Annotated in this window: 16 protein-coding genes; 10 read left to right on the forward strand and 6 right to left on the reverse strand. The window is 64.1% G+C overall.

Annotated features, from left to right (window positions below; all coding sequences use genetic code 11):
* The first annotated feature begins 82 nt into the window (after positions 1–82).
* Both FHW96_RS18760 and FHW96_RS18765 read left to right on the forward strand, forming a co-directional pair.
* Entirely contained in the window at positions 83–1,726 is a 1,644-nt protein-coding gene (locus FHW96_RS18760) for an alkaline phosphatase family protein (protein WP_172342108.1), read from the forward strand.
* A 25-nt stretch (positions 1,727–1,751) separates the two neighbouring features.
* A complete protein-coding gene (locus FHW96_RS18765; protein ID WP_172342109.1) occupies positions 1,752–3,017 on the forward strand; it encodes an FAD-dependent monooxygenase in 1,266 nt (421 codons plus the stop codon).
* Here the strand turns inward: FHW96_RS18765 and FHW96_RS18770 are convergent.
* From FHW96_RS18770 to hemC, 3 genes are read right to left on the reverse strand one after another with little or no spacing between them, the layout of a single operon-like run.
* The gene (locus tag FHW96_RS18770; RefSeq protein ID WP_172342110.1) at positions 3,014–3,889 is read right to left on the reverse strand and encodes a hypothetical protein; all 876 of its coding nucleotides are present in this window, start codon (positions 3,887–3,889) and stop codon (positions 3,014–3,016) included. The genes FHW96_RS18765 and FHW96_RS18770 overlap by 4 nt on opposite strands.
* Positions 3,886–4,644: a uroporphyrinogen-III synthase gene (locus FHW96_RS18775; RefSeq protein ID WP_172342111.1), complete on the reverse strand. Its 759-nt coding sequence runs from the start codon at positions 4,642–4,644 to the stop codon at positions 3,886–3,888. The genes FHW96_RS18770 and FHW96_RS18775 overlap by 4 nt, the downstream gene beginning before the upstream one ends.
* Entirely contained in the window at positions 4,641–5,594 is a 954-nt protein-coding gene (gene hemC, locus FHW96_RS18780) for a hydroxymethylbilane synthase (protein WP_172342112.1), read from the reverse strand. Before hemC ends, FHW96_RS18775 begins: the two co-directional genes overlap by 4 nt.
* A 70-nt stretch (positions 5,595–5,664) precedes the next feature.
* Here hemC and tsaD point away from each other — a divergent pair, with 70 nt between their 5' ends.
* The 4 genes from tsaD to FHW96_RS18800 all read left to right on the forward strand — a co-directional run bounded on the left by tsaD (position 5,665) and on the right by FHW96_RS18800 (position 9,889).
* Complete coding sequence (gene tsaD / locus FHW96_RS18785; protein WP_172342113.1) at positions 5,665–6,699, forward strand: tRNA (adenosine(37)-N6)-threonylcarbamoyltransferase complex transferase subunit TsaD; 1,035 nt, start codon at positions 5,665–5,667, stop codon at positions 6,697–6,699.
* Positions 6,696–7,730: an NAD(P)H-dependent glycerol-3-phosphate dehydrogenase gene (locus FHW96_RS18790; protein ID WP_172342114.1), complete on the forward strand. Its 1,035-nt coding sequence runs from the start codon at positions 6,696–6,698 to the stop codon at positions 7,728–7,730. The genes tsaD and FHW96_RS18790 overlap by 4 nt, the downstream gene beginning before the upstream one ends.
* A gap of 77 nt (positions 7,731–7,807) precedes the next feature.
* A complete protein-coding gene (locus FHW96_RS18795; protein ID WP_371815754.1) occupies positions 7,808–9,319 on the forward strand; it encodes a lipopolysaccharide biosynthesis protein in 1,512 nt (503 codons plus the stop codon).
* Between the two features lie 24 nt (positions 9,320–9,343).
* Positions 9,344–9,889: a hypothetical protein gene (locus tag FHW96_RS18800; protein ID WP_172342116.1), complete on the forward strand. Its 546-nt coding sequence runs from the start codon at positions 9,344–9,346 to the stop codon at positions 9,887–9,889.
* Positions 9,890–10,142: 253 nt separating this feature from the next.
* Here FHW96_RS18800 and uvrB read toward each other — a convergent pair whose 3' ends face one another.
* Positions 10,143–12,329 carry an excinuclease ABC subunit UvrB gene (uvrB, locus tag FHW96_RS18805; protein ID WP_172342117.1) on the reverse strand — a complete coding sequence of 729 codons (2,187 nt, stop codon included), beginning with the start codon at positions 12,327–12,329 and terminating at the stop codon, positions 10,143–10,145.
* A 230-nt stretch (positions 12,330–12,559) separates the two neighbouring features.
* On the opposite strand from uvrB, the gene FHW96_RS18810 reads away from it, so the two are divergent.
* From FHW96_RS18810 to FHW96_RS18825, 4 genes are all read left to right on the forward strand, one after another.
* Positions 12,560–13,996 carry a circularly permuted type 2 ATP-grasp protein gene (locus FHW96_RS18810; protein WP_172342118.1) on the forward strand — a complete coding sequence of 479 codons (1,437 nt, stop codon included), beginning with the start codon at positions 12,560–12,562 and terminating at the stop codon, positions 13,994–13,996.
* A 10-nt stretch (positions 13,997–14,006) separates the two neighbouring features.
* Positions 14,007–14,942, forward strand: a complete 936-nt coding sequence (locus tag FHW96_RS18815; RefSeq protein WP_172342119.1) for an alpha-E domain-containing protein — start codon at positions 14,007–14,009, stop codon at positions 14,940–14,942.
* 15 nt (positions 14,943–14,957) lie between these two features.
* Positions 14,958–15,776 (forward strand): transglutaminase family protein, encoded by an 819-nt coding sequence (locus FHW96_RS18820; protein WP_172342120.1) that lies wholly within the window; start codon positions 14,958–14,960, stop codon positions 15,774–15,776.
* A gap of 176 nt (positions 15,777–15,952) precedes the next feature.
* Complete coding sequence (locus FHW96_RS18825) at positions 15,953–16,702, forward strand: peptidase (protein ID WP_172342121.1); 750 nt, start codon at positions 15,953–15,955, stop codon at positions 16,700–16,702.
* 3 nt (positions 16,703–16,705) lie between these two features.
* Here the strand turns inward: FHW96_RS18825 and FHW96_RS18830 are convergent, their stop codons facing one another.
* Together FHW96_RS18830 and FHW96_RS18835 are read right to left on the reverse strand one after the other, a co-directional pair.
* Positions 16,706–17,530, reverse strand: coding sequence for a creatininase family protein (locus FHW96_RS18830; RefSeq protein WP_172342122.1), 825 nt, complete (start codon positions 17,528–17,530; stop codon positions 16,706–16,708).
* A gap of 83 nt (positions 17,531–17,613) precedes the next feature.
* Positions 17,614–18,291 (reverse strand): extensin family protein, encoded by a 678-nt coding sequence (locus FHW96_RS18835; RefSeq protein ID WP_172342123.1) that lies wholly within the window; start codon positions 18,289–18,291, stop codon positions 17,614–17,616.
* Positions 18,292–18,458 lie beyond the last annotated feature (167 nt).

Consider the following 18,458-nt stretch of genomic DNA (forward strand, 5'->3'; position numbering starts at 1 on the left):
AAGCCCCGTGGCCCGATCCATTGCCATTTCTCATAAGTCGTGTCTTGCCGCATTGGCGCTTTCTCTTGTCGCCGCCCCGGCCATGGCCAAGGAGGCACCGGCCCCCGCCGCCGATGCGCAATTGCCCGCGCCCAAGCTGATTGTCGCCATCTCGGTGGACCAGTTCAGCGCCGATCTGTTTGCCGAATATCGCGAACACTACACCGGCGGCCTCGCCCGCCTGCTGAAGGGTGCGGTGTTCCCCGCCGGTTTCCAGAGCCACGCGGCCACCGAAACCTGCCCCGGCCATTCGACGCTGATGACGGGCGCCCATCCGGCGCGCACGGGCATTATTGCCAATACATGGGTCGATCTGTCGGCGGCGCGCGCCGAAAAGAAGGTTTACTGCGTCGAGGATGAGAGCAAGCCCGAAAGCTCGACCTCGAAGCCCTTTGTTTCCTCGGTGCATCTCAAGGTGCCGACCTTGGGCGAATGGGCCAAGAAGCAATGGCCCGCCAGCCGCAATGTTGCCGTTTCGACCAAGGATCGCGCCGTGGTGATGATGGGCGGGCATCAGATCGATGCCGCCTTCTGGTATGATCGCGGGGCCTATACCAGCTTTGTCGGCGCGCCTTTGCCGCCCGAAGTGTTGAAATTGAACGATGGGCTCAAGGCGCTGCTGGCCAAGGGCGCGCCCGCGATGGCGGTTCCGGCGTGGTGCGGCTCGCGCGATCGGGCGGTTAACGCAGGGGCCGTGACGGTGGGCACCGGCCGCTTCGTGCTCGACCCCAAGGGCAAGGTGAAGCCCGCCGACCAGCTCCGCATCTCGCCGCGCGCCGATGCCGCCACGCTCGATCTGGCCGCCTCGCTGCTCACCTCGATGAAGTTGGGCAAGGGTGCTGCTCCCGATATTCTCTCGGTCAGCCTTTCGGCCAATGACTATGTCGGCCATGCCTATGGCACCGAGGGTCTGGAAATGTGCATCCAGCAGCATGAGCTGGACCAGAAGCTTGGCGCATTCTTTGCCAAGCTGGACGCTTCGGGCGTGGATTATGCCGTGATGCTCTCGGCCGACCATGGCGGGATCGACCTGCCCGAACGCCTGCGCGAACAGGGCGTGCCCGAGGCCGGGCGCGGCGATGCTGCGCTGAGCGGGGAAACTCTGGGCCGCGCGATTGCCGCCGAACTGGGCATCACCAAGCCTTTGCCTGCATGCAATCTCGGCCCCGATGTAGCGGGCAATATCGTCTGTTCGGACGGCGTGGGCGGCGATTACTGGATCAGCCCGCAATTGACGCCCGAGGAACGCGCCAAGGTCAGTGAGAAGCTGGTGGCCCGCTTGAAGGCCCATCCACAGGTCGAGGCCGTCTTTACCGCCGATGAGATTGCCGCGACCCCCTATCCCCATGGCCATCCCCAGGACTGGAGCCTGATCCAGCGCGCCCGCGCTTCGTTTGACCCGACCCGCTCGGGTCAGGTCTATGCCGCGCTGCGCCGCGCGATCATCGCCATGCCCAAGGCCGGCCCCGGCTATGTCACCACCCATGGCAGTATCTGGGACTATGACCGCCGCGTGCCGATGATCTTCTGGCGCAAGGGCGTGAAGGGTATGGAACAGCCTCAGCCGGTCGAAACGGTTGATATTGCCCCCACGCTGGCGGCAATGATCGGGCTGAAAGTGCCCGAAGGCTCGTTCGACGGGCGCTGTCTTGATGTTGACGGTGGCCCAGCGGACACTTGCCGCTGAGGCACAACAGGCGTAGCGGGATGGCATGAACAGCCATCCCGACTCCGCTCTCGAATCCGGCACCGTTTTGCCGTCCAAAGATCTGGTTATTCTGGGGGGCGGCCTTGTCGGCATGACGCTGGCGCTGGCCGCTGCCAAACAGGGTATCACATCCCATGTGGTTGAGCGCGAGGACCCCGCTGATCTGACCGCGGAGGGCGTCGATGGCCGCGCCTCGGCGATCAGCGCGGCAAGCTGGAACCTGTTTGCCAATATTGGTCTTGGCGATGTGCTGGCCCCGCTGGGCTGCCCGATTGAATCGATTGCCGTGACCGATCAACACAAGCCGGGCCGCATCGATTTCCGCCCCAAGGCTAATGAAGGCACACTGGGCCGGATGTATTCCAATCGCGACATCCGCCTCGCCCTGTTCGAGGCCGCACGGCATGAGCCCAATATCGCATGGCATACCAAGGCCGATGTGGTGAAGCGCGAGCGCGGGCCGCATGGCGTATCGGCCACCTTGTCGGACGGGCGCGTCCTGCCGGGCAATCTGCTGGTTGGCGCCGAGGGACGCCGCAGCCCGACCCGCGAGGAGGATGGCATCGGCCTGGTCGCATGGGATTATCACCACACCGCCATCGTCACCGCGCTGGCCCATGATCGGCCGCATGACAATGTGGCGTGGGAAATCTTCTATGCGGCGGGGCCTTTTGCGCTGCTGCCGCTGCTCGATCTGAAGAAACCGACCGCCTCGGGCCGCGTGCATCGCAGCGCTTTGGTCTGGACCGTGCCGACCAAGGATGCCGCCGGGGTCAAGGCGCTGTCTGACGCGACCTTTGTGGCCGAGATCGAAAAGCGGATGCAGGGCATGTTCGGCGGGATCGAACTGATCGCGCGGCGCATGGCCTATCCGCTGACCTATCAGAACGCCACGCGCATCGTGGGCGACCGTCTGGCGCTGGTGGGCGATGCGGCGCATGGGATGCACCCGATTGCCGGACAGGGGCTCAACCTTGGCCTGCGCGATGTGGGCGCTTTGGTCGAGGTCTTGGCGCAGAGCATGCGCCTTGGGCTGGAGCCGGGCGATGCGCAGGTGTTGAAGCGCTATGAAAACTGGCGCGCGCTGGACAATTTCACGACAATGAGCGTGATGGACGGCATCGTGCGCCTGTTCGGCGTGCCGGGGCGCACGGCCAGCGCGGTTCGCCGGCTTGGCATGGGCGCGGTGCAGCGGATGCCAAGCCTGAAAACCTTCTTCATGAACGAGGCGCGCGGCCTTTCGGGCCAGTTGCCCAGCCTGCTGCGTTAAGGCTTGGCAGGGGAGGGCGTAGGCGCCGGAGAGGGCGCTACCTGAGCAGGCCCCGCCAGCGGGCTGGCCTGTTCGATCAACCGCCCCTGACCATCGCGCAGCCCCTTGGGTTCGAGCAGCGCGGATGTATCCAAAGCATCAAGCGCATGCATCGCGGCGGCATAGCGCTGTGCGTCCGCAATCCAGCCCTGTGCGGCCTTGGCGCCCGGCAACAGGCGCACGTCGGCAATCGCGTCCTCGATCCGCCCCTCGCGCAGGCACAGGCGGGCATGGTCGAGCCGCATCCTGGGATCGGGCGCGGCGGGGCGCGTCTCGCTATGCAGCACAAACAGGCCCGACAGATCGCGCTGTACCTTGGACCATGTGCTTTGCTGCTCCTCGGGGCCCGTCAATTGCTGGGCCAGCACGTCAAGCTGGGCCGAGAGCCGGTCCTGCGTGATCGGCGCGCGGCCAAAGGCGATCACACCATTGACCACCTGAGGCAGCGCCTCGCCAAAGCGGATGCGCAATTGCCCCTCCAGATAGCCCAGCGGCGTGCCTCGTTCGATGGCGCGGCGCGTGGCGATGGAAACCAGCAGCGCTTCGGCGCGCCCGGCCTGACCGCTGGCCAGCGCGGCCTGCGTTTCGATGGCGCGCAGCTTTTGATCGAGCGTGGCGATGCGCGCATTCATCTGCGCCTCGCCAACGGGGCTGATGGTTGGCGCATTGGTGACCATCATCGGCATGATGCCATGATGCATCCAACCCATCTGCCACCCGGCAAAGCCCGTCACTCCCGCGCCCAGCGCAAAGACCAGCGCGAAAGCGACCGCCCGCCCGGCGCAGCCTGCCCGCTTTTCGGCGCGCGGCTGATTGGGATATTCCTCGTTCATTGTCCGGCCAGACCCCCATCCAAACCAGTGCCACCCAAACCCGTTTCAGTGTGGCACGTTTGCCGCGCCAATGCCAGCATGGCCGCATCGCTGGGCTCAGATGCAGTCAACACATCGCGCCAGCCCCCCGCTTCATCGCAGATTTGGGTGACGCGCGGTCCGATGGTGACCGCGAAGATCCGCGCCCGCGACAGGTCCAGCCGGGCGCATTCCGCGATAAAATGGCGCGCGGCCGCGCCCGAATGCAGCAGCACGACGATGGCGGGCAACGCCGCCACTGACAGCAGCCGTGCCAGCTCCGCCGGCATGGGCGCGGGCAGGCTGGCATAGACCACCCGCTCCTCCACCGTCACGCCGGGGGGAGGGGACAGCGCCACCCGCTCCTCGCCCGACAGGCGCAAAAGGCGGGGGTGGCCTGAAACCTTGTCCAGCACATCCTGAAGCCCGCCATGTCCCCTGCCTGCAATGGGGCCCGCGATGGTCAGCCCGTGCGACACCGCCGCCTGCGTGGTAACATCGCCCACGCAATAGGCCGGTTTGCCCGCATAGGCCGCCAGCCCCGCTCCGCCATGGCGCAGCGCATTGGCGCTGCCCAGCAGCAGCGCATCGAAGGTATCGGGCGCAGGGGCATCCCATGCGCGCTCCACGGTGGTGAACAGCGCAAAGGCATAGGCATCCAGCCCCAACGTCATCGCGGCCTGCAACGATGCGCTGGCGCCCGGTTCGGGGCGCAGGATCACGATGGGGGGATTCATAAAGTTGTGGCGGCTCCGGAAAAATGCATAGCAATCGTATCAGGCGCCCGTGACAGGAGATCGGCGGCCAGAGCGGTAATCGGGCTGTGGTCGAGCGCGGCAAAGGCGGTCTGTCCGTCGATTCGATCCGCGCCATCGGGGCTGAACAGGCTGGCTAGCAGATGCCAACTGCCGGATTGCTGAACGGTGCGCACGGCGATGGCCGAATGGCATGTGCCGCCAAGCCCTGCCAGTAAGGCGCGCTCGGCCAGCACGGCGATGCGGCTGTCGGCATGGTCAATGGCGGCCAGCAAGGCGCGCGTGGCGGCATCATCGGTGCGGCATTCGATGGCGATGGCCCCCTGGCCTGGCGCAGGCAGCCATTCGTCAGCCTCCAGCGGGGTGCCCGCATCGGCCTGATCCAGCCGGTTGAGGCCCGCCATGGCCAGCAGCGTGGCATCTGCCTCTCCGGCGGCCAGCTTGCCAAGGCGCGTAGCGACATTGCCGCGAAAGGGCACGATTTTGAGATCGGGCCGCAGGTTGAGCGCCTGCGCCGCGCGGCGCGGCGCGCTGGTGCCCAGCCGCGCCCCATGGGGCAGGGCCGCGATGCTGGCCGCGCCCACCAGACAGTCGCGCACATCCTCACGCGGGAGGATCGCGGCGATGGTCAGCCAGTCGGGGCGGATGGTTTCCACATCTTTGAGGCTGTGGACCGCAAAGTCGATCACGCCTTCGTGCAGCCACAGGTCCAGTTCCTTGGTCCACAGGGCTTTTCCGCCAATATCGGCCAACGGGCGGTCGAGCACCTTGTCCCCGCTGGCGGTGACGGGCACGATTTCCACTGCGCTTTCATCCCAGCCATGGGCGGCGCAAAGCCGGGCGCGTGTCTCATAGGCCTGGGCCATGGCGAGGGGGGAGGCACGGGTGCCAAGGCGCAAAATGCGGTTTTGGGTTTCTGGTGATTCAGGCATGGTGGGTTGTGCTAAACTGCAATCTCGCTAAGGGGAAGCGCAGAACGCATGAGGACGGGTGGCCAAACCCTTGAAGATTATTCTGGGTATCGAATCATCCTGCGATGAAACCGCGGTGGCGCTGGTCACCGATGGCCGGGTGATTCTGGCCCAGCGCATCGCCAGTCAGGACGAAGAGCATCGCCCCTATGGCGGCGTGGTGCCCGAAATCGCCGCGCGCGCCCATGCCGAAAGGCTGGCGCCGATGGTCGAGGGCACGCTGGCGGATGCCGGGTTGAGCCTTGGCGATGTTGATGCGATTGCGGCCACGGCGGGGCCGGGGCTGATAGGCGGGGTGATGGTCGGGCTGGTCACGGCCAAGGCGCTGGCGATGGCGGCGGACAAGCCGCTGCTGGCGATCAACCATTTGGAAGGCCACGCGCTCTCGCCGCGTCTGGCCGATAGCGAGCTTGCCTATCCCTATCTGCTGCTGCTGGTCAGCGGGGGGCATTGTCAATTGCTGCGCGTCAATGGCGTGGGCGATTACACCCGCCTTGCCACCACCATCGACGATGCGCTGGGCGAGGCGTTTGACAAGACCGCCAAGGTGCTGGGTCTGGGCTATCCGGGCGGGCCTGCGGTGGAAAGGCTGGCGCTGGAGGGCAATCCGCGCGCTGTGCCTCTGCCGCGTCCGCTGTTGGGCGGGGCCGAGCCGCATTTCTCCTTTGCGGGCCTGAAAAGCGCGGTTTTGCGCGCCTATGAAACGGGGCAGTATTCGCAGGCCGATCTGGCCGCGAGTTTCCAGCAGGCCGCTCTGGACTGCGTGGTGGATCGCACGAAGCGCGCGATGGCGGCCGCTGGCGATGTGACGGCGCTGGTCGTAGCCGGGGGCGTGGCGGCCAACAAGGCGGTGCGCGCCGCGCTCGAAGGCCTGGCGGCGGGGGCTGGTCTGCGCTTTGTCGCGCCGCCGTTGAAACTTTGCACCGATAATGCCGCGATGATCGCATGGGCGGGCGTTGAACGTTTCGCCATGGGGATCAGCGATCCGCTCGATTTTGCCGCAAGGCCGCGCTGGCCGCTTGACCCTGATGCCGCGCCTGCACGCGGGGCGGGGGTGAAGGCGTGAGCGCCGTTGGCATCATTGGCGCCGGCGCATGGGGCACGGCTTTGGCGCAAATGGTGGCCGGCGACGGCACGCCCGCGATCCTGTGGGCGCGTGAGGCCGCGCTGGTCGAGGAGATCAATGGGCGGCGGACCAATGCGACCTATCTGCCCGGCGTGACCATTGCTGCGTCTGTGCGCGCGACCTGCGATATGGGCGAACTGGCGGATCTGTCGACGATTCTGGTGGTGTGCCCGGCGCAGTTCATGGGGGGCGTGCTGGCCGGTCTGGCCGATGCCCCGCGCGATCTGGTGCTGTGTTCCAAGGGGATCGAGGCGGGCACGGGGCGGCTGATGGCCGATGTTGCCGCTGCGGTTCAGCCTTCGGCGCAGATCGCGGTCCTGTCCGGCCCCACTTTTGCCCGCGAGGTGGCGGTGGGATTGCCCACCGCGATCACGCTGGCCTGTTCGGGCGGCGAGGAACAATGGCAACGCCTTTCGCCAGTCATCGCCCGTGCAGCTTTCCGCCCGTATTATTCGCCCGACGTTGTGGGTGCGGAAATTGGCGGGGCGGTAAAAAACGTGTTGGCGATTGCTTGCGGTGTGGTCGAAGGTTTGGGGCTGGGCGAGAATGCGCGCGCGGCGCTGATCGCGCGCGGCTATGCCGAGATGCTGCGTTTTGGCGTGGCGCGCGGGGCGAGGGCCGAGACGCTTTCGGGCCTGTGCGGACTTGGCGATCTCATCCTGACCTGCGCCAGCACCGCCAGTCGCAATTATTCGCTTGGCAAGGCGTTGGGCCAAGGGCAGAGCGCTGCTCAGGCGCTTTCGGGGAAATCCAGCGTTGCGGAGGGCGCGCATACTGCCCCGGTTTTGGCGGATCTGGCCCATCGGGCCGGAATCGCCATGCCGATTGTCGATGCCGTCTGTCGTTTGCTTTCGGGGGAAGTGCCGGCAGGGGCGGTGGTGTCGGATCTGTTGGCAAGGCCTTTGAAGGCCGAGCTGGCGGATCGTTCCGAGCCGGGGGATGATACCCCGGCGCACGGGAGTTTTGCTTGAGTCAACCTGCTGCCCTCCCCCTGACCGATGCGGCCGCCCCGGGTGCCGCATCCTCGTCCGGCGCTGCGCTGGACGAAGTGGTCAACCGCGATCTCAACACGCTGGCGAAAGGCGGGCGGACCAATTTCTTTGGGTTCCTGCTGCGTCTGGCCGCGCGTCTGCCGTTTTTGTTTATCGCCGGGCGTTTGTATGGCGCCGATGCGCTGGGGCGGTTTGCCTCGGCGCTGGTGGTAATCGAACTGGCCTCGCAGCTTTGCACGCTGGGGCAAAAGCGCGGGATTGCGCAAAGATTGTCCGATGATGATCGCGATGCGGCCCATGTGATCGCCGATGGCGTGGTGCTGACCGTGCTGATCGCGCTGCCCGTCACGCTGGGGCTGTTCCTTTTCCCATGGCCGATGTTCCCCTCGGGCGAATTTTCCGCGCTGGATCGCTGGCTGGTGCTGGCCATCGCGCCAACGGCGTTGACCGACATTGCGCTGGCCGCGCTGGCCTATCGTTTTGACGTGGGCGCGACGGTGCGCGCGCGTTCGGTGATCGAGCCATGGACGCTCTCCATCGCGGCGGGCGTGTTCTGGGCGGCGGGCAAATGGGGCGGCACGCAAGGCTGGTGGACCCATCTGGGCGCGAGCGGGCTGACATTGTCCTATGTGGTTTCGGTGTCGGCTGCGATGCTCTCGGCGGCGCTGCCGCTGCTGCGTTCCTATGGCCTGCCGCTGGACTGGACGCCGCATCCGTTGCGGATCGGGCGGCTTGCGCTCAACACCATGCCGCTGGCCGTGGCCGATGCGGTGGAATGGGGCACGCGGCGTATCGACATCGCCATCCTTGGCATGTTCGCCACACCCACTTCGGTCGGCGTCTATTACGTGGCGCAGCAGGTCGCCAGCCTGCCGCAAAAGCTGAAAACCAGTTTCGAGCCGATCCTTGGCCCGGTCATCACGCGCAATCTGAAGGAAGGCAATCTGGAGGCGATTGCCCGGCAGGTGTGCCAGGTGGGCTTCTGGATCACGGCTGCTCAGGCGGGGATCGCGCTGGCGCTGGGCATTCCGGGGGACGGGGTGCTGGGGCTGGTGGGCCCGCAATTTACCGGCGGGATGCTGGCGCTGGCTTTTCTGCTGGGCGCTGAGGTCTGCGCCGCGCCAGCGGTCGTCAGTGAGGCGGCGCTGATCTATATCGCCCCCTTGCGCAATCTCTGGCTCTCGCTGGCCACGATCGGGCTTCAGGCGATTTTCACGCTGGCGGGCATGTTGATTTCGGGCGGCTTCTATTTCGACGAGATGGATCAGGCTGCCTCTGCCGCAGGCGCGCTGATGGTCACGCTCTCCATCGCCAGTCTGGTCAAGTCGCGGCTGCTGCAATGGCATCTGGGCTATAAGGTCGAGACGCTGCGCTGGTCGCTGTTTGCCGCCGCTGTGGCAGCAGGCGCGCTGGGCTGGGCGGTGGTGCGGTTTTTGCCGGAATGGGCACAGATTGCTCTGGGCATTCCGGCGATTCTGGGGCTTTACTGTCTGGTGATCTGGCGGCTCGGCTTTGGCCCGGCGGACCGCTTGCTGTTTCGCCGCCAGAAGGGCGAGCAGGCCGCGTAATTGATTGATGTGTGAGGCGTTTTGATGGTTGAGTTGTTCCAGTCCTATCCTCTGGTGATCGTCGGTGCGGTGGTTCTGCTGGTGCTGCTGGCGGGTCTGCTGCTGCGCGGGCGCGGCAAGACGCGCGAGCGCCATCGCGCGCCCGATGCTCTGGACGAGGGCGTGGGGCCGGCGCAGCGCAACTCCGCGCTGATCAATGCGCCGAGCGCCGCCTCGACCGTGTCGCTGGGCGCGGCCGAACCGGTGGCCGAAGTGGCGGTCAAAACCGAGGTTGAGCCGGATGCTTTCGGCGATCTGGCCGAGGCCGTGGCCGCGCAGGAAGCCGCAACCCAGACCGACGACCTGACCCGCATCAAGGGACTGGGGCCCAAGCTGAAAGCGCGTCTTGCCGAACTGGGCGTGGTCAGTTTTGCCCAGATCGCCGCGTGGAGCGAGGCTGATATCGTGGCGATCGATGCGCAGTTGGGCACCTTTGCCGGCCGCGCCACACGGGATCAGTGGGTGGCGCAGGCGGGGTTTCTGGCTGCCGGGGATGTGGCAGGGTATGAGGCGAAGTTTGGGAAGTTGTGAGGTTTGATGCCTCCGGCGGGTTAAGGGCGGGGGCCCTTAACAATCCCGGTATTGGTGGTGTGTGGCTTGTTGGGTGGCGTCTTTTGGCATGGTTTTAAAGCCTGCGGCGCGGGACGTTGCGCCGATCGGCGCCGTAGGCTTTCAATTCCAAGCCTCGCGTCCGGCACGCAAGGCCGAACCCGTAGCGCAACTCAGATATTAACGGGACTGCAAAGGGCCCCCGCCCTTTGCCCGCCGGAGGCCCCCTAACCTCTCACTTCCCCCACTTCTTCTGCTGCTTCCCATACCGCGTCTTGCGCGTCCCCGGCTTGCCCTCATTCGACCGCCCGACGATGGGCGCCTTGCGCTCACCCTCGGGCAGGCCAAGTTCGGTAGCCTCCAGCCGCCTGATTTCGTCGCGCAACCGGCCTGCTTCCTCGAATTCGAGGTCGGCGGCGGCGGTGCGCATGCGCTTTTCGAGGTCCTCGATATAGGCGCGCAGGTTGTGGCCGACGAGGTTGTTGACGCCATCATCCTCGATATCGACCAGCACCCCATCACGCGAGGCTGTATCGGCGACGATGTCGTGGATGTTGCGCTTGATGCTTTGGGGCGTGATGCCGTGGGCCTCGTTATAGGCCTGTTGCTTGGCGCGGCGGCGGTCGGTTTCGGCGATGGCGCGTTCCATGCTGCCGGTCATGCGGTCGGCATAGAGGATCACGCGGCCATCGATATTGCGCGCCGCACGCCCGATGGTCTGCACCAGCGAGGTTTCCGAGCGCAGAAAGCCTTCTTTATCCGCGTCGAGGATGCAGACCAGCCCGCATTCGGGAATGTCCAGTCCTTCGCGCAGCAGGTTGATGCCGATGAGGACATCATAGACCCCAAGGCGCAGGTCGCGGATCAGCTCGATACGTTCGAGCGTTTCGACATCGCTGTGCATATAGCGGACCCGAACGCCCGCCTCATGCATGAACTCGGTCAGATCCTCGGCCATACGTTTGGTCAGAGTGGTGACCAAAGTGCGATAGCCCAAGGCAGCGGCCTTGCCGCATTCCACGATGCAATCCTGCACCTGATCCTCGACCGGGCGGATTTCGACCGGCGGATCGATGAGGCCCGTGGGGCGGATCACCTGTTCGGCAAAGGCGCCGCCTGACTGTTCCATCTCCCATCCGCCCGGCGTGGCGGACACGGCCACGGTTTGCGGGCGCATCGCGTCCCATTCATTGAAGCGCAGCGGGCGGTTGTCGATGCAGGAGGGCAGGCGGAAGCCATATTCGGCCAGGGTGATCTTGCGCCGATGGTCCCCGCGCGCCATCGCGCTGATCTGGGGCACGGTCTGGTGGCTTTCGTCCACGAACAACAGCGCATTGTCGGGCAGATATTCGAACAGGGTCGGCGGCGGTTCGCCCGGCAGGCGGCCCGAGAGGAAGCGGGAGTAGTTCTCAACGCCTGCGCAACTGCCGGTCGCCGCGATCATCTCAAGGTCGAAATTGGTGCGCTGTTCAAGGCGCTGGGCCTCCAGCAATTTGCCTTCCGCGTTCAGCTCCTCCAGCCGCACCTGAAGCTCGAAACGGATCGCCTCCATCGCTTGCTTCATCGTCGGGCCGGGGGTGACGTGGTGGCTGTTGGCGTAAACGCGGATCTTGTCCAGTTTCGCCCCCGCCTTGCCGGTCAGGGGGTCGAATTCGCTGATCGCCTCAACCTCATCGCCAAAAAAGCTGATGCGCCACGCGATGTCTTCATAGTGGCTGGGGAAGATTTCCAGATTGTCGCCGCGCACGCGGAACGTGCCGCGCGCAAAGGCCACCTCATTGCGCTTGTACTGCATCGCAACCAGTTTGCGGATGATCTCACCCTGATCCTGCGATTCTCCGACCTTGAGGTCAAAGATCATCGCGGCATAGGTTTCCACCGAGCCGATGCCGTAAAGGCAGGACACCGAGGCGACGATGATGACATCCTCGCGTTCGAGCAGCGCGCGCGTGGCCGAGTGGCGCATCCGGTCGATGGCCTCGTTAACGCTGGATTCCTTTTCGATATAGGTGTCCGAACGCGCGACATAGGCTTCGGGCTGATAGTAATCGTAATAGGAGACGAAATATTCCACCGCATTGTCGGGGAAGAAGCTCTTCATCTCGCCATACAATTGCGCGGCCAGAATTTTGTTGGGCGCCAGGATCAGCGCGGGGCGCTGGGTCGCCTGAATGACCTGCGCCATGGTGAAGGTCTTGCCCGAGCCGGTAACGCCCAGCAAAACCTGCGTTTTATCGCCGCTCTCAATGCCCTGAACCAGTTCGGCAATCGCCGTGGGCTGGTCGCCGCTGGGCGTGTAATCGCTGATGATGCGCAAGGGCGGGCTGCCCTCGACCTTGGGCGGGCGGGCAGGGCGGTGGGGGACAAAGGTGCCGTCGGTGTCGGGTTCGGAAAGGCCCCGGCGGATGATGAGTTCAGCCATGGCCCATCTATGGGCGTTCGCGATGCGTTCTGCAAGGGCGGGGCCGCGCAAGAGGCGAACAAGGACGCTGCGCCGCGAACTTTAGAGCCAAATCGCGACTTGTCTATACATCGCTATTTTTTCTTTCGCATACGCAGCAAGGCGCTTGGCAATGGCACAAGTTTGTTGCAGCTTGAGCCTAGATAACCGGCCGTGGGTGTTCGAGCCGGACAGTATTCAAGGGGTGTTCTATGCCATCCACCACGATCTCGTCCTATGACGAGATGCTCGATGCCGAGGGGAATGTGCGTCCCGCCTATGCCGGCTATCGTGAGTGGTATCAGGCCCAAAGCCCCAAGTGGCTTGAGAAACAGGGCAAGAATGCCGAGGATGTGTTTCGCCGCACCGGCATCACCTTCAACGTCTATGGCGAAGATGCGGGGCAGGAACGGCTGATCCCCTTCGACATGATCCCGCGCATCATCACGGCAGATGAATGGAAGAAACTCTCGCGCGGGATTGACCAGCGGGTGCGCGCGCTCAACGCCTTCCTGCACGACCTTTATCACAAGCGCGAGATCGTCAAAGCCGGCAAGCTGCCCGAACGCCTGCTGGCCCAGAATGAGGCCTTTCTGCCCGAAATGGTGGGCTTTACGCCGCCGGGCGGGGTTTACACCCATATCGTGGGCATCGACCTTGTGCGCACCGGCCCCGATGATTTCATGGTGCTGGAGGATAATGCGCGCACGCCATCGGGCGTCTCCTATATGCTGGAGAACCGCGAGACGATGATGGCGATGTTCCCCGACCTGTTCACCAAGGTTCAGGTGCAGCCGGTGTCGGATTATCCGCGCGCGCTGGCCCGTTCGCTGGCCGCCTGCGCGCCGCCTGCCGCGCAAGGGTCCGACCGGCCGGTGCTGGCGGTGCTGACGCCGGGCATCTTCAATTCGGCCTATTACGAACACGCTTTCCTTGCCGATCAGATGGGAGCCGAACTGGTCGAGGCGGCCGATCTGCGCGTGGTCGACGGGCGCGTCTGCATGCGCACCACGCGTGGGTGGCGGGCGATCGATGTGCTCTATCGCCGGGTGGACGACAATTTCCTCGATCCGCTGACCTATAATCCCGATTCGATGCTGGGCGTGGCGGGCATCATGGATGTCTATCGCAGCGGGGGCATCACCATCGCCAATGCGCCCGGCACCGGCATTGCCGATGACAAGGCCATCTACAGCTTCATGCCCGAAATCGTCGAGTTTTATACCGGCGAAAAGCCGATCCTGAAGAATGTGCCGACATGGCGGTGCAGCGAGGCCGACGCGCTGGCCTATGTGCTCGATCACCTGTCCGAACTGGTGGTGAAAGAGGTGCATGGCAGCGGCGGTTATGGCATGTTGATCGGGCCGACCAGCAGCAAGGGAGAAATCGCCGCCTTTGAGAAGAAGCTGCGCGCCAACCCGGATAATTACATCGCCCAGCCCACGCTTTCGCTCTCGACCGTGCCGATCTTTACCAAGGCGGGTCTGGCCCCGCGCCATGTCGATCTGCGGCCATTCGTGCTGGTTTCGCCCCATGGCATCAACATCACGCCGGGCGGGCTGACCCGCGTGGCGCTTAAAAAGGGCTCGCTGGTGGTCAATTCGTCGCAGGGCGGGGGCACCAAGGACAGCTGGGTTCTGGCGGAATAAGGGATAGGATATGTTGGGACGTTCCGCCTGGGGCATTTTCTGGATGGCGCGCTATTTGGAGCGTGCCGAGAATACTGCGCGCTTGCTCGATGCCGGTTTTCGCATGGCGCTGACGCGCGGCAATACCGTGGCCAGCGATGAATGGCGCAGCGTGCTGGTCACGCTGGGGATGGATGATGGCTATACCGGCGATATGTCGGGCCCGGCGATCACCAACTGGCTGCTGCGCGGGGCGGGCAATGACGGATCTGTGCTGTCCATGATGGAGGCCGCGCGCACCAATGCGCGCATGGTGCGTACCGCCATCACCCGCGAGGTTTGGGAAGTGACCAATGAAAGCTGGATGCAGCTTCAGTCGCTGCTGGCCAAGCCTGTCAAGGAGGCCGACCTTGGCCATGTGCTGGATGTGATCCGCCGACAGGCCACCAGCGTGCGCGGCGCGATGGAAGGCACGATGCTGCGCAATGACATTTTCAACTTTGCCCGTATCGGCACCCATCTGGAGCGGGCGGACAATACCGCGCGCATTCTGGATGTGAAATATCATGTCCTGCTGCCCTCGGCCGCGTGGGTGGGGTCGCGGCTGGACAATGCGCAATGGGAAATGGTGCTGCGCTCGGTCGCGGGCGAGCGGGCGTTTCGCTGGCTTCATGCAGGCGCGCTTGATCCCAAGGGGATTGCGCAGTTCCTGATCCTTGACGGGCGTTTCCCGCGCAGCCTGACCTATTGCCTGCGTAAACTGACCAGCAATATGGAATGGCTTTGCCGCGATTATCATCAGGAAACCGCGGCCTATCGGATGCAGAAAGAGGCCAGCGACAAGCTGGGCAAGACCACGATCACCGATATTTTCGAACATGGCCTGCATGAATTCATCACCGAATTCCTCGCCACCAACCGTCTGGTGGCCGATGCCATTGCCGCCGATTACCGTTTCACCGAATAGGCCCGGAGCCCGCCCATGCGTATCTCGATCCAGCACCAGACGCATTACCGCTTTGACCAGCCGGTCTGGCATGGGGTGCAACGCCTGCGCCTGACGCCGCGCGATTGCGCGATGCAAAAAGTGCTGGGCTGGCAATTGTCGGTTCAGGGCGGGGCGATCGAATGTTCCTATGAGGATCACAACCGCAATCTGGTTTCGCTGATCTCGCTGGGCACGGGCAATGGCGAGATCACGATCACCGGGCAGGGGATGATCGAAACCTATGACAAGGCGGGCGTGGTGGGGACGCATACCGGCTTCATGCCGCTCTGGATCTTGGCCAATCCGACCGAATTGACCAAGCCGGGACCCAAGATCTGCGCTCTGGCCGCGAAATTCAGCCATGATGGCAGCAACACGATTGCCACGTTGCACGATCTGATGGCGGCGGTGAACAAGGCGGTGGTCTATGAGTCGGGGCATACCGGCGCGGCCACCACCGCCGAGGCCGCATTGGCGGTCGGCAAAGGCGTGTGTCAGGATCATGCGCAGGTGTTCATCGCGGTCGCGCGCCTGATGGGCCTGCCCGCGCGCTATGTCTCGGGCTATCTGGTGATCGAGGGGCGGGTGGATCAGGATGCCGGCCATGGCTGGGCCGAGGTGCATGTGCCGGGCCTGGGCTGGGTCGGATTTGACGCGGCCAATGACACCTGCCCGGATGACACCTATGTGCGCCTTGCCGTGGGCGCCGATTACCGCGACGCCGCACCTGTCACCAGCATGGCGCAGGGCGGGGGCGCGGCGGTGCTGTCGGTGGCGGTTCAGGTGGCCCAGCAGCAGGTGGTGGAACAGTAAAGGTTTCCCTAGTATTCGGCTTATCGGAGGCTACGCAGGGGAGCGGTGACGCGATCCTTGGTATTTTGCCATAGGGTCACGCTCTCAAGGCCATCTTTCCTTGACTGTTGCAGGCATTATTGTGCAACCGCAGCCTTAAGGATTCGCGCGGGGTATAGCGCTATAAGGGGAAACAAGTGACCTACTGTGTTGGCATGATGCTGGATGCCGGGCTGGTGTTGATGAGTGACACCCGCACCAATTCGGGCGTCGACAACATCTCGACCTTCCGCAAGCTGTTCCATTGGGAAGTGCCGGGCGAGCGGGTCGTAGCGCTGATGACCAGTGGGAATCTGGCGACAACTCAGGCGGTTGTCTCCAAGATCGAGGAACGTTTCAAGCTGCCCAGCGAACGGCACAATTGCGTGCTGGAGGCCTCGACCATGTTTCAGATGGCGGGCATCGTGGGCAAGACGCTGCGCGAGACGATTGCCGAGCGTGACGCCGATGTGGGGCCGCAGGCGGCGGGGCAATTTGGCGCAACGCTGATTCTGGCCGGACAGATCGAGGGGCAGGAGCCGCGCCTGTTCATGATCTATCCCGAAGGCAATTTTATCGAGGGCACGCTCGACACACCGTTTTTCCAGATTGGCGAGACGAAATATGGCCGTCCGATCATCCTGCGCGGCTATGACCGCAAGATGGCGTTTGAGGATGCGGTCAAATTGCTGATGGTCAGCTTTGATTCGACGCTCAAGGCCAATCTGTCGGTGGGTATGCCGCTCGATCTGGTGGTGATCGGGCGCGACGATTTGAGCATCAAGTATGAGCGCCGGATCGAGGCCAATGATCCGTGGTATCGCGTGATCTCGGCCAGTTGGAGCGACAGTCTCAAGGCCGCGCTCGACGGGCTGCCCGACTTTCCTTTTCACATCGCCCGGAACTGATCGCTACTTGCGACAAGCTCCGGCCGATTTGAGCGCTGCGCTCAATTCCGCGCTGGCCAGACGCACCCGCATCGCACCAAATTCGCGGCCGATGCGTGCGTTGGCCCCGGTGGGGTCGCCCGAATAGCCAAGGCCGTTGACCGGCCCGTTGCCGTCATTGTCGATCGTGCCGGGCAGATAGGGGCCGGGGCGCACCAGCGAGGGATCGACCGCCAGCGTTTCGGCCGTGTCCCACAATCCGCCATGTCCGCCGCCCACCTTGCCCTCGGCGCGGATGGCGGCTTCGATCTCGCGGCGGGCGCGGGTATAGCCATCGGCAATGTAAAAGACCTGCGCGCCCTTGTCGGCAAATTCGGTGTTCAATCGGGCCGCCACATCGGCCAGCGGCTTCTGGCTGGGGCCATGTTCGCTCATCAGCGCGATGCGGCGGAAACCGCCATTGATAAGGCTTCGCGCAACATCTTCGTTAACGGCGGCAAAGACTTCGGGCCTCAGGCTGATTGTGCCGGCAAAGGGCGTCACATAGGTCGGATTGGGCGCATAATGCAGTACCGGCGCGATCAACGCATCGCCCACATTGCGCGCAATCGCCTCACCATAGGCGCGGATGCGCGCGGCATGTTTGCCCAGCGCGACATAGGGGCCGGTTTCTTCGGTGCCGCCGCTGAATACGATAACCACCGGACAACCCTTGTCTATTCGGGCTTTCAGCTCTTGGGTAGTGTAATCATCGAGCCAGACGCTGGGCGGCCGCGGGATGACGCGGGGGGCGGCAAGCGCGGGCCCGGTGCAGGCCATCAGGCCCAGAGCAAATGACAGACGAAACATGGCCCAAACCCTCCCGAACAGCGGGCCAGATTGGGGCGAGGCCTCCCTTTGTCAAGCTGGACGATGGTTAACGACAGTCCCGTTTAGTGACAGACGCCATTGTTCATCAGATCCACATGCAAATGATTGCGGTGGGCGGCGTTGAAATCAGGTCCTAATGTGGTGCCAAAGCGGCGGCAGGCCGATTGGTGAACGGTGTGAAGAAATTCGCGTTCGGCCGGATCGTCCGAATTCCATCCGTTCAGCACGGTGATGCGCCGTCCGTCGGCCAGCACGAAGGCGGCCACATCGATGGCATTACCGGTGGCGTGGGCGCTGCGCTTGTCGGTGCCCGCCACGTTGCGACAGCTATAGCTGCCCATGGTTTCGATCCGCACCAGCGGACTGCCCAAAATCGCGCGGGCGGCGCGGTCCACCCCGAATCGCGCCCATCCGGCAAAGGTGTTGGCCAGCGGGCAGGTGACGGGGCCGAGATTGGAAATGTTGAACGACTGGCTGTCGCCCGACAGGCTGGCCAGACGCACCGCGTTGAAGGTCGCGCATCCCGCGCCGTAATATTGATCGGGCAGCGGCGTGAAACCGGCGGCCTTGGCGCCAAGGTCGGACAGGCATTGCCCCTCGTCCGGGCGGATGGGCTGATAAGCGATGGTGGGCTGGGGGCGGGCGCGATGGGGAGCGTCGGGAATCGCCCCGCCGCAACCGCTCAGTGCGAGGCTGAGGGCAAGACTGATCAGCAATGATCGTGAGCGAGGCTGTTCCATATGGCGTGATGAACCCTGCGGCGGCCTGACCTATGTAATGTTGCGTGGTTAAAGTGAGGTATATCATCGGTTTGAAAGTGCTGATATCTGCGCAGGAAAATGCCGCATTTTGGCCGAATTGGCGCGGGAATCTTCACAAGGCGCCGCGAATTTTCACATCTGTTGCA

It is taken from the genome of Novosphingobium sp. SG751A, assembly GCF_013149295.1.
Lineage (GTDB): Bacteria > Pseudomonadota > Alphaproteobacteria > Sphingomonadales > Sphingomonadaceae > Novosphingobium.

Bases quoted from the DNA above. Each gene is read 5' to 3' on its own strand.
- FHW96_RS18760 (WP_172342108.1), top strand. From the start codon at position 83: ATGGCCAAGGAGGCACCGGCCCCCGCCGCCGATGCGCAATTGCCCGCG.
- FHW96_RS18765 (WP_172342109.1), top strand. From the start codon at position 1,752: ATGAACAGCCATCCCGACTCCGCTCTCGAATCCGGCACCGTTTTGCCG.
- FHW96_RS18770 (WP_172342110.1), bottom strand. From the start codon at position 3,889: ATGAACGAGGAATATCCCAATCAGCCGCGCGCCGAAAAGCGGGCAGGC.
- FHW96_RS18775 (WP_172342111.1), bottom strand. From the start codon at position 4,644: ATGAATCCCCCCATCGTGATCCTGCGCCCCGAACCGGGCGCCAGCGCA.
- hemC (WP_172342112.1), bottom strand. From the start codon at position 5,594: ATGCCTGAATCACCAGAAACCCAAAACCGCATTTTGCGCCTTGGCACC.
- FHW96_RS18800 (WP_172342116.1), top strand. From the start codon at position 9,344: ATGGTTGAGTTGTTCCAGTCCTATCCTCTGGTGATCGTCGGTGCGGTG.
- uvrB (WP_172342117.1), bottom strand. From the start codon at position 12,329: ATGGCTGAACTCATCATCCGCCGGGGCCTTTCCGAACCCGACACCGAC.
- FHW96_RS18810 (WP_172342118.1), top strand. From the start codon at position 12,560: ATGCCATCCACCACGATCTCGTCCTATGACGAGATGCTCGATGCCGAG.
- FHW96_RS18815 (WP_172342119.1), top strand. From the start codon at position 14,007: ATGTTGGGACGTTCCGCCTGGGGCATTTTCTGGATGGCGCGCTATTTG.
- FHW96_RS18820 (WP_172342120.1), top strand. From the start codon at position 14,958: ATGCGTATCTCGATCCAGCACCAGACGCATTACCGCTTTGACCAGCCG.
- FHW96_RS18830 (WP_172342122.1), bottom strand. From the start codon at position 17,530: ATGTTTCGTCTGTCATTTGCTCTGGGCCTGATGGCCTGCACCGGGCCC.
- FHW96_RS18835 (WP_172342123.1), bottom strand. From the start codon at position 18,291: ATGGAACAGCCTCGCTCACGATCATTGCTGATCAGTCTTGCCCTCAGC.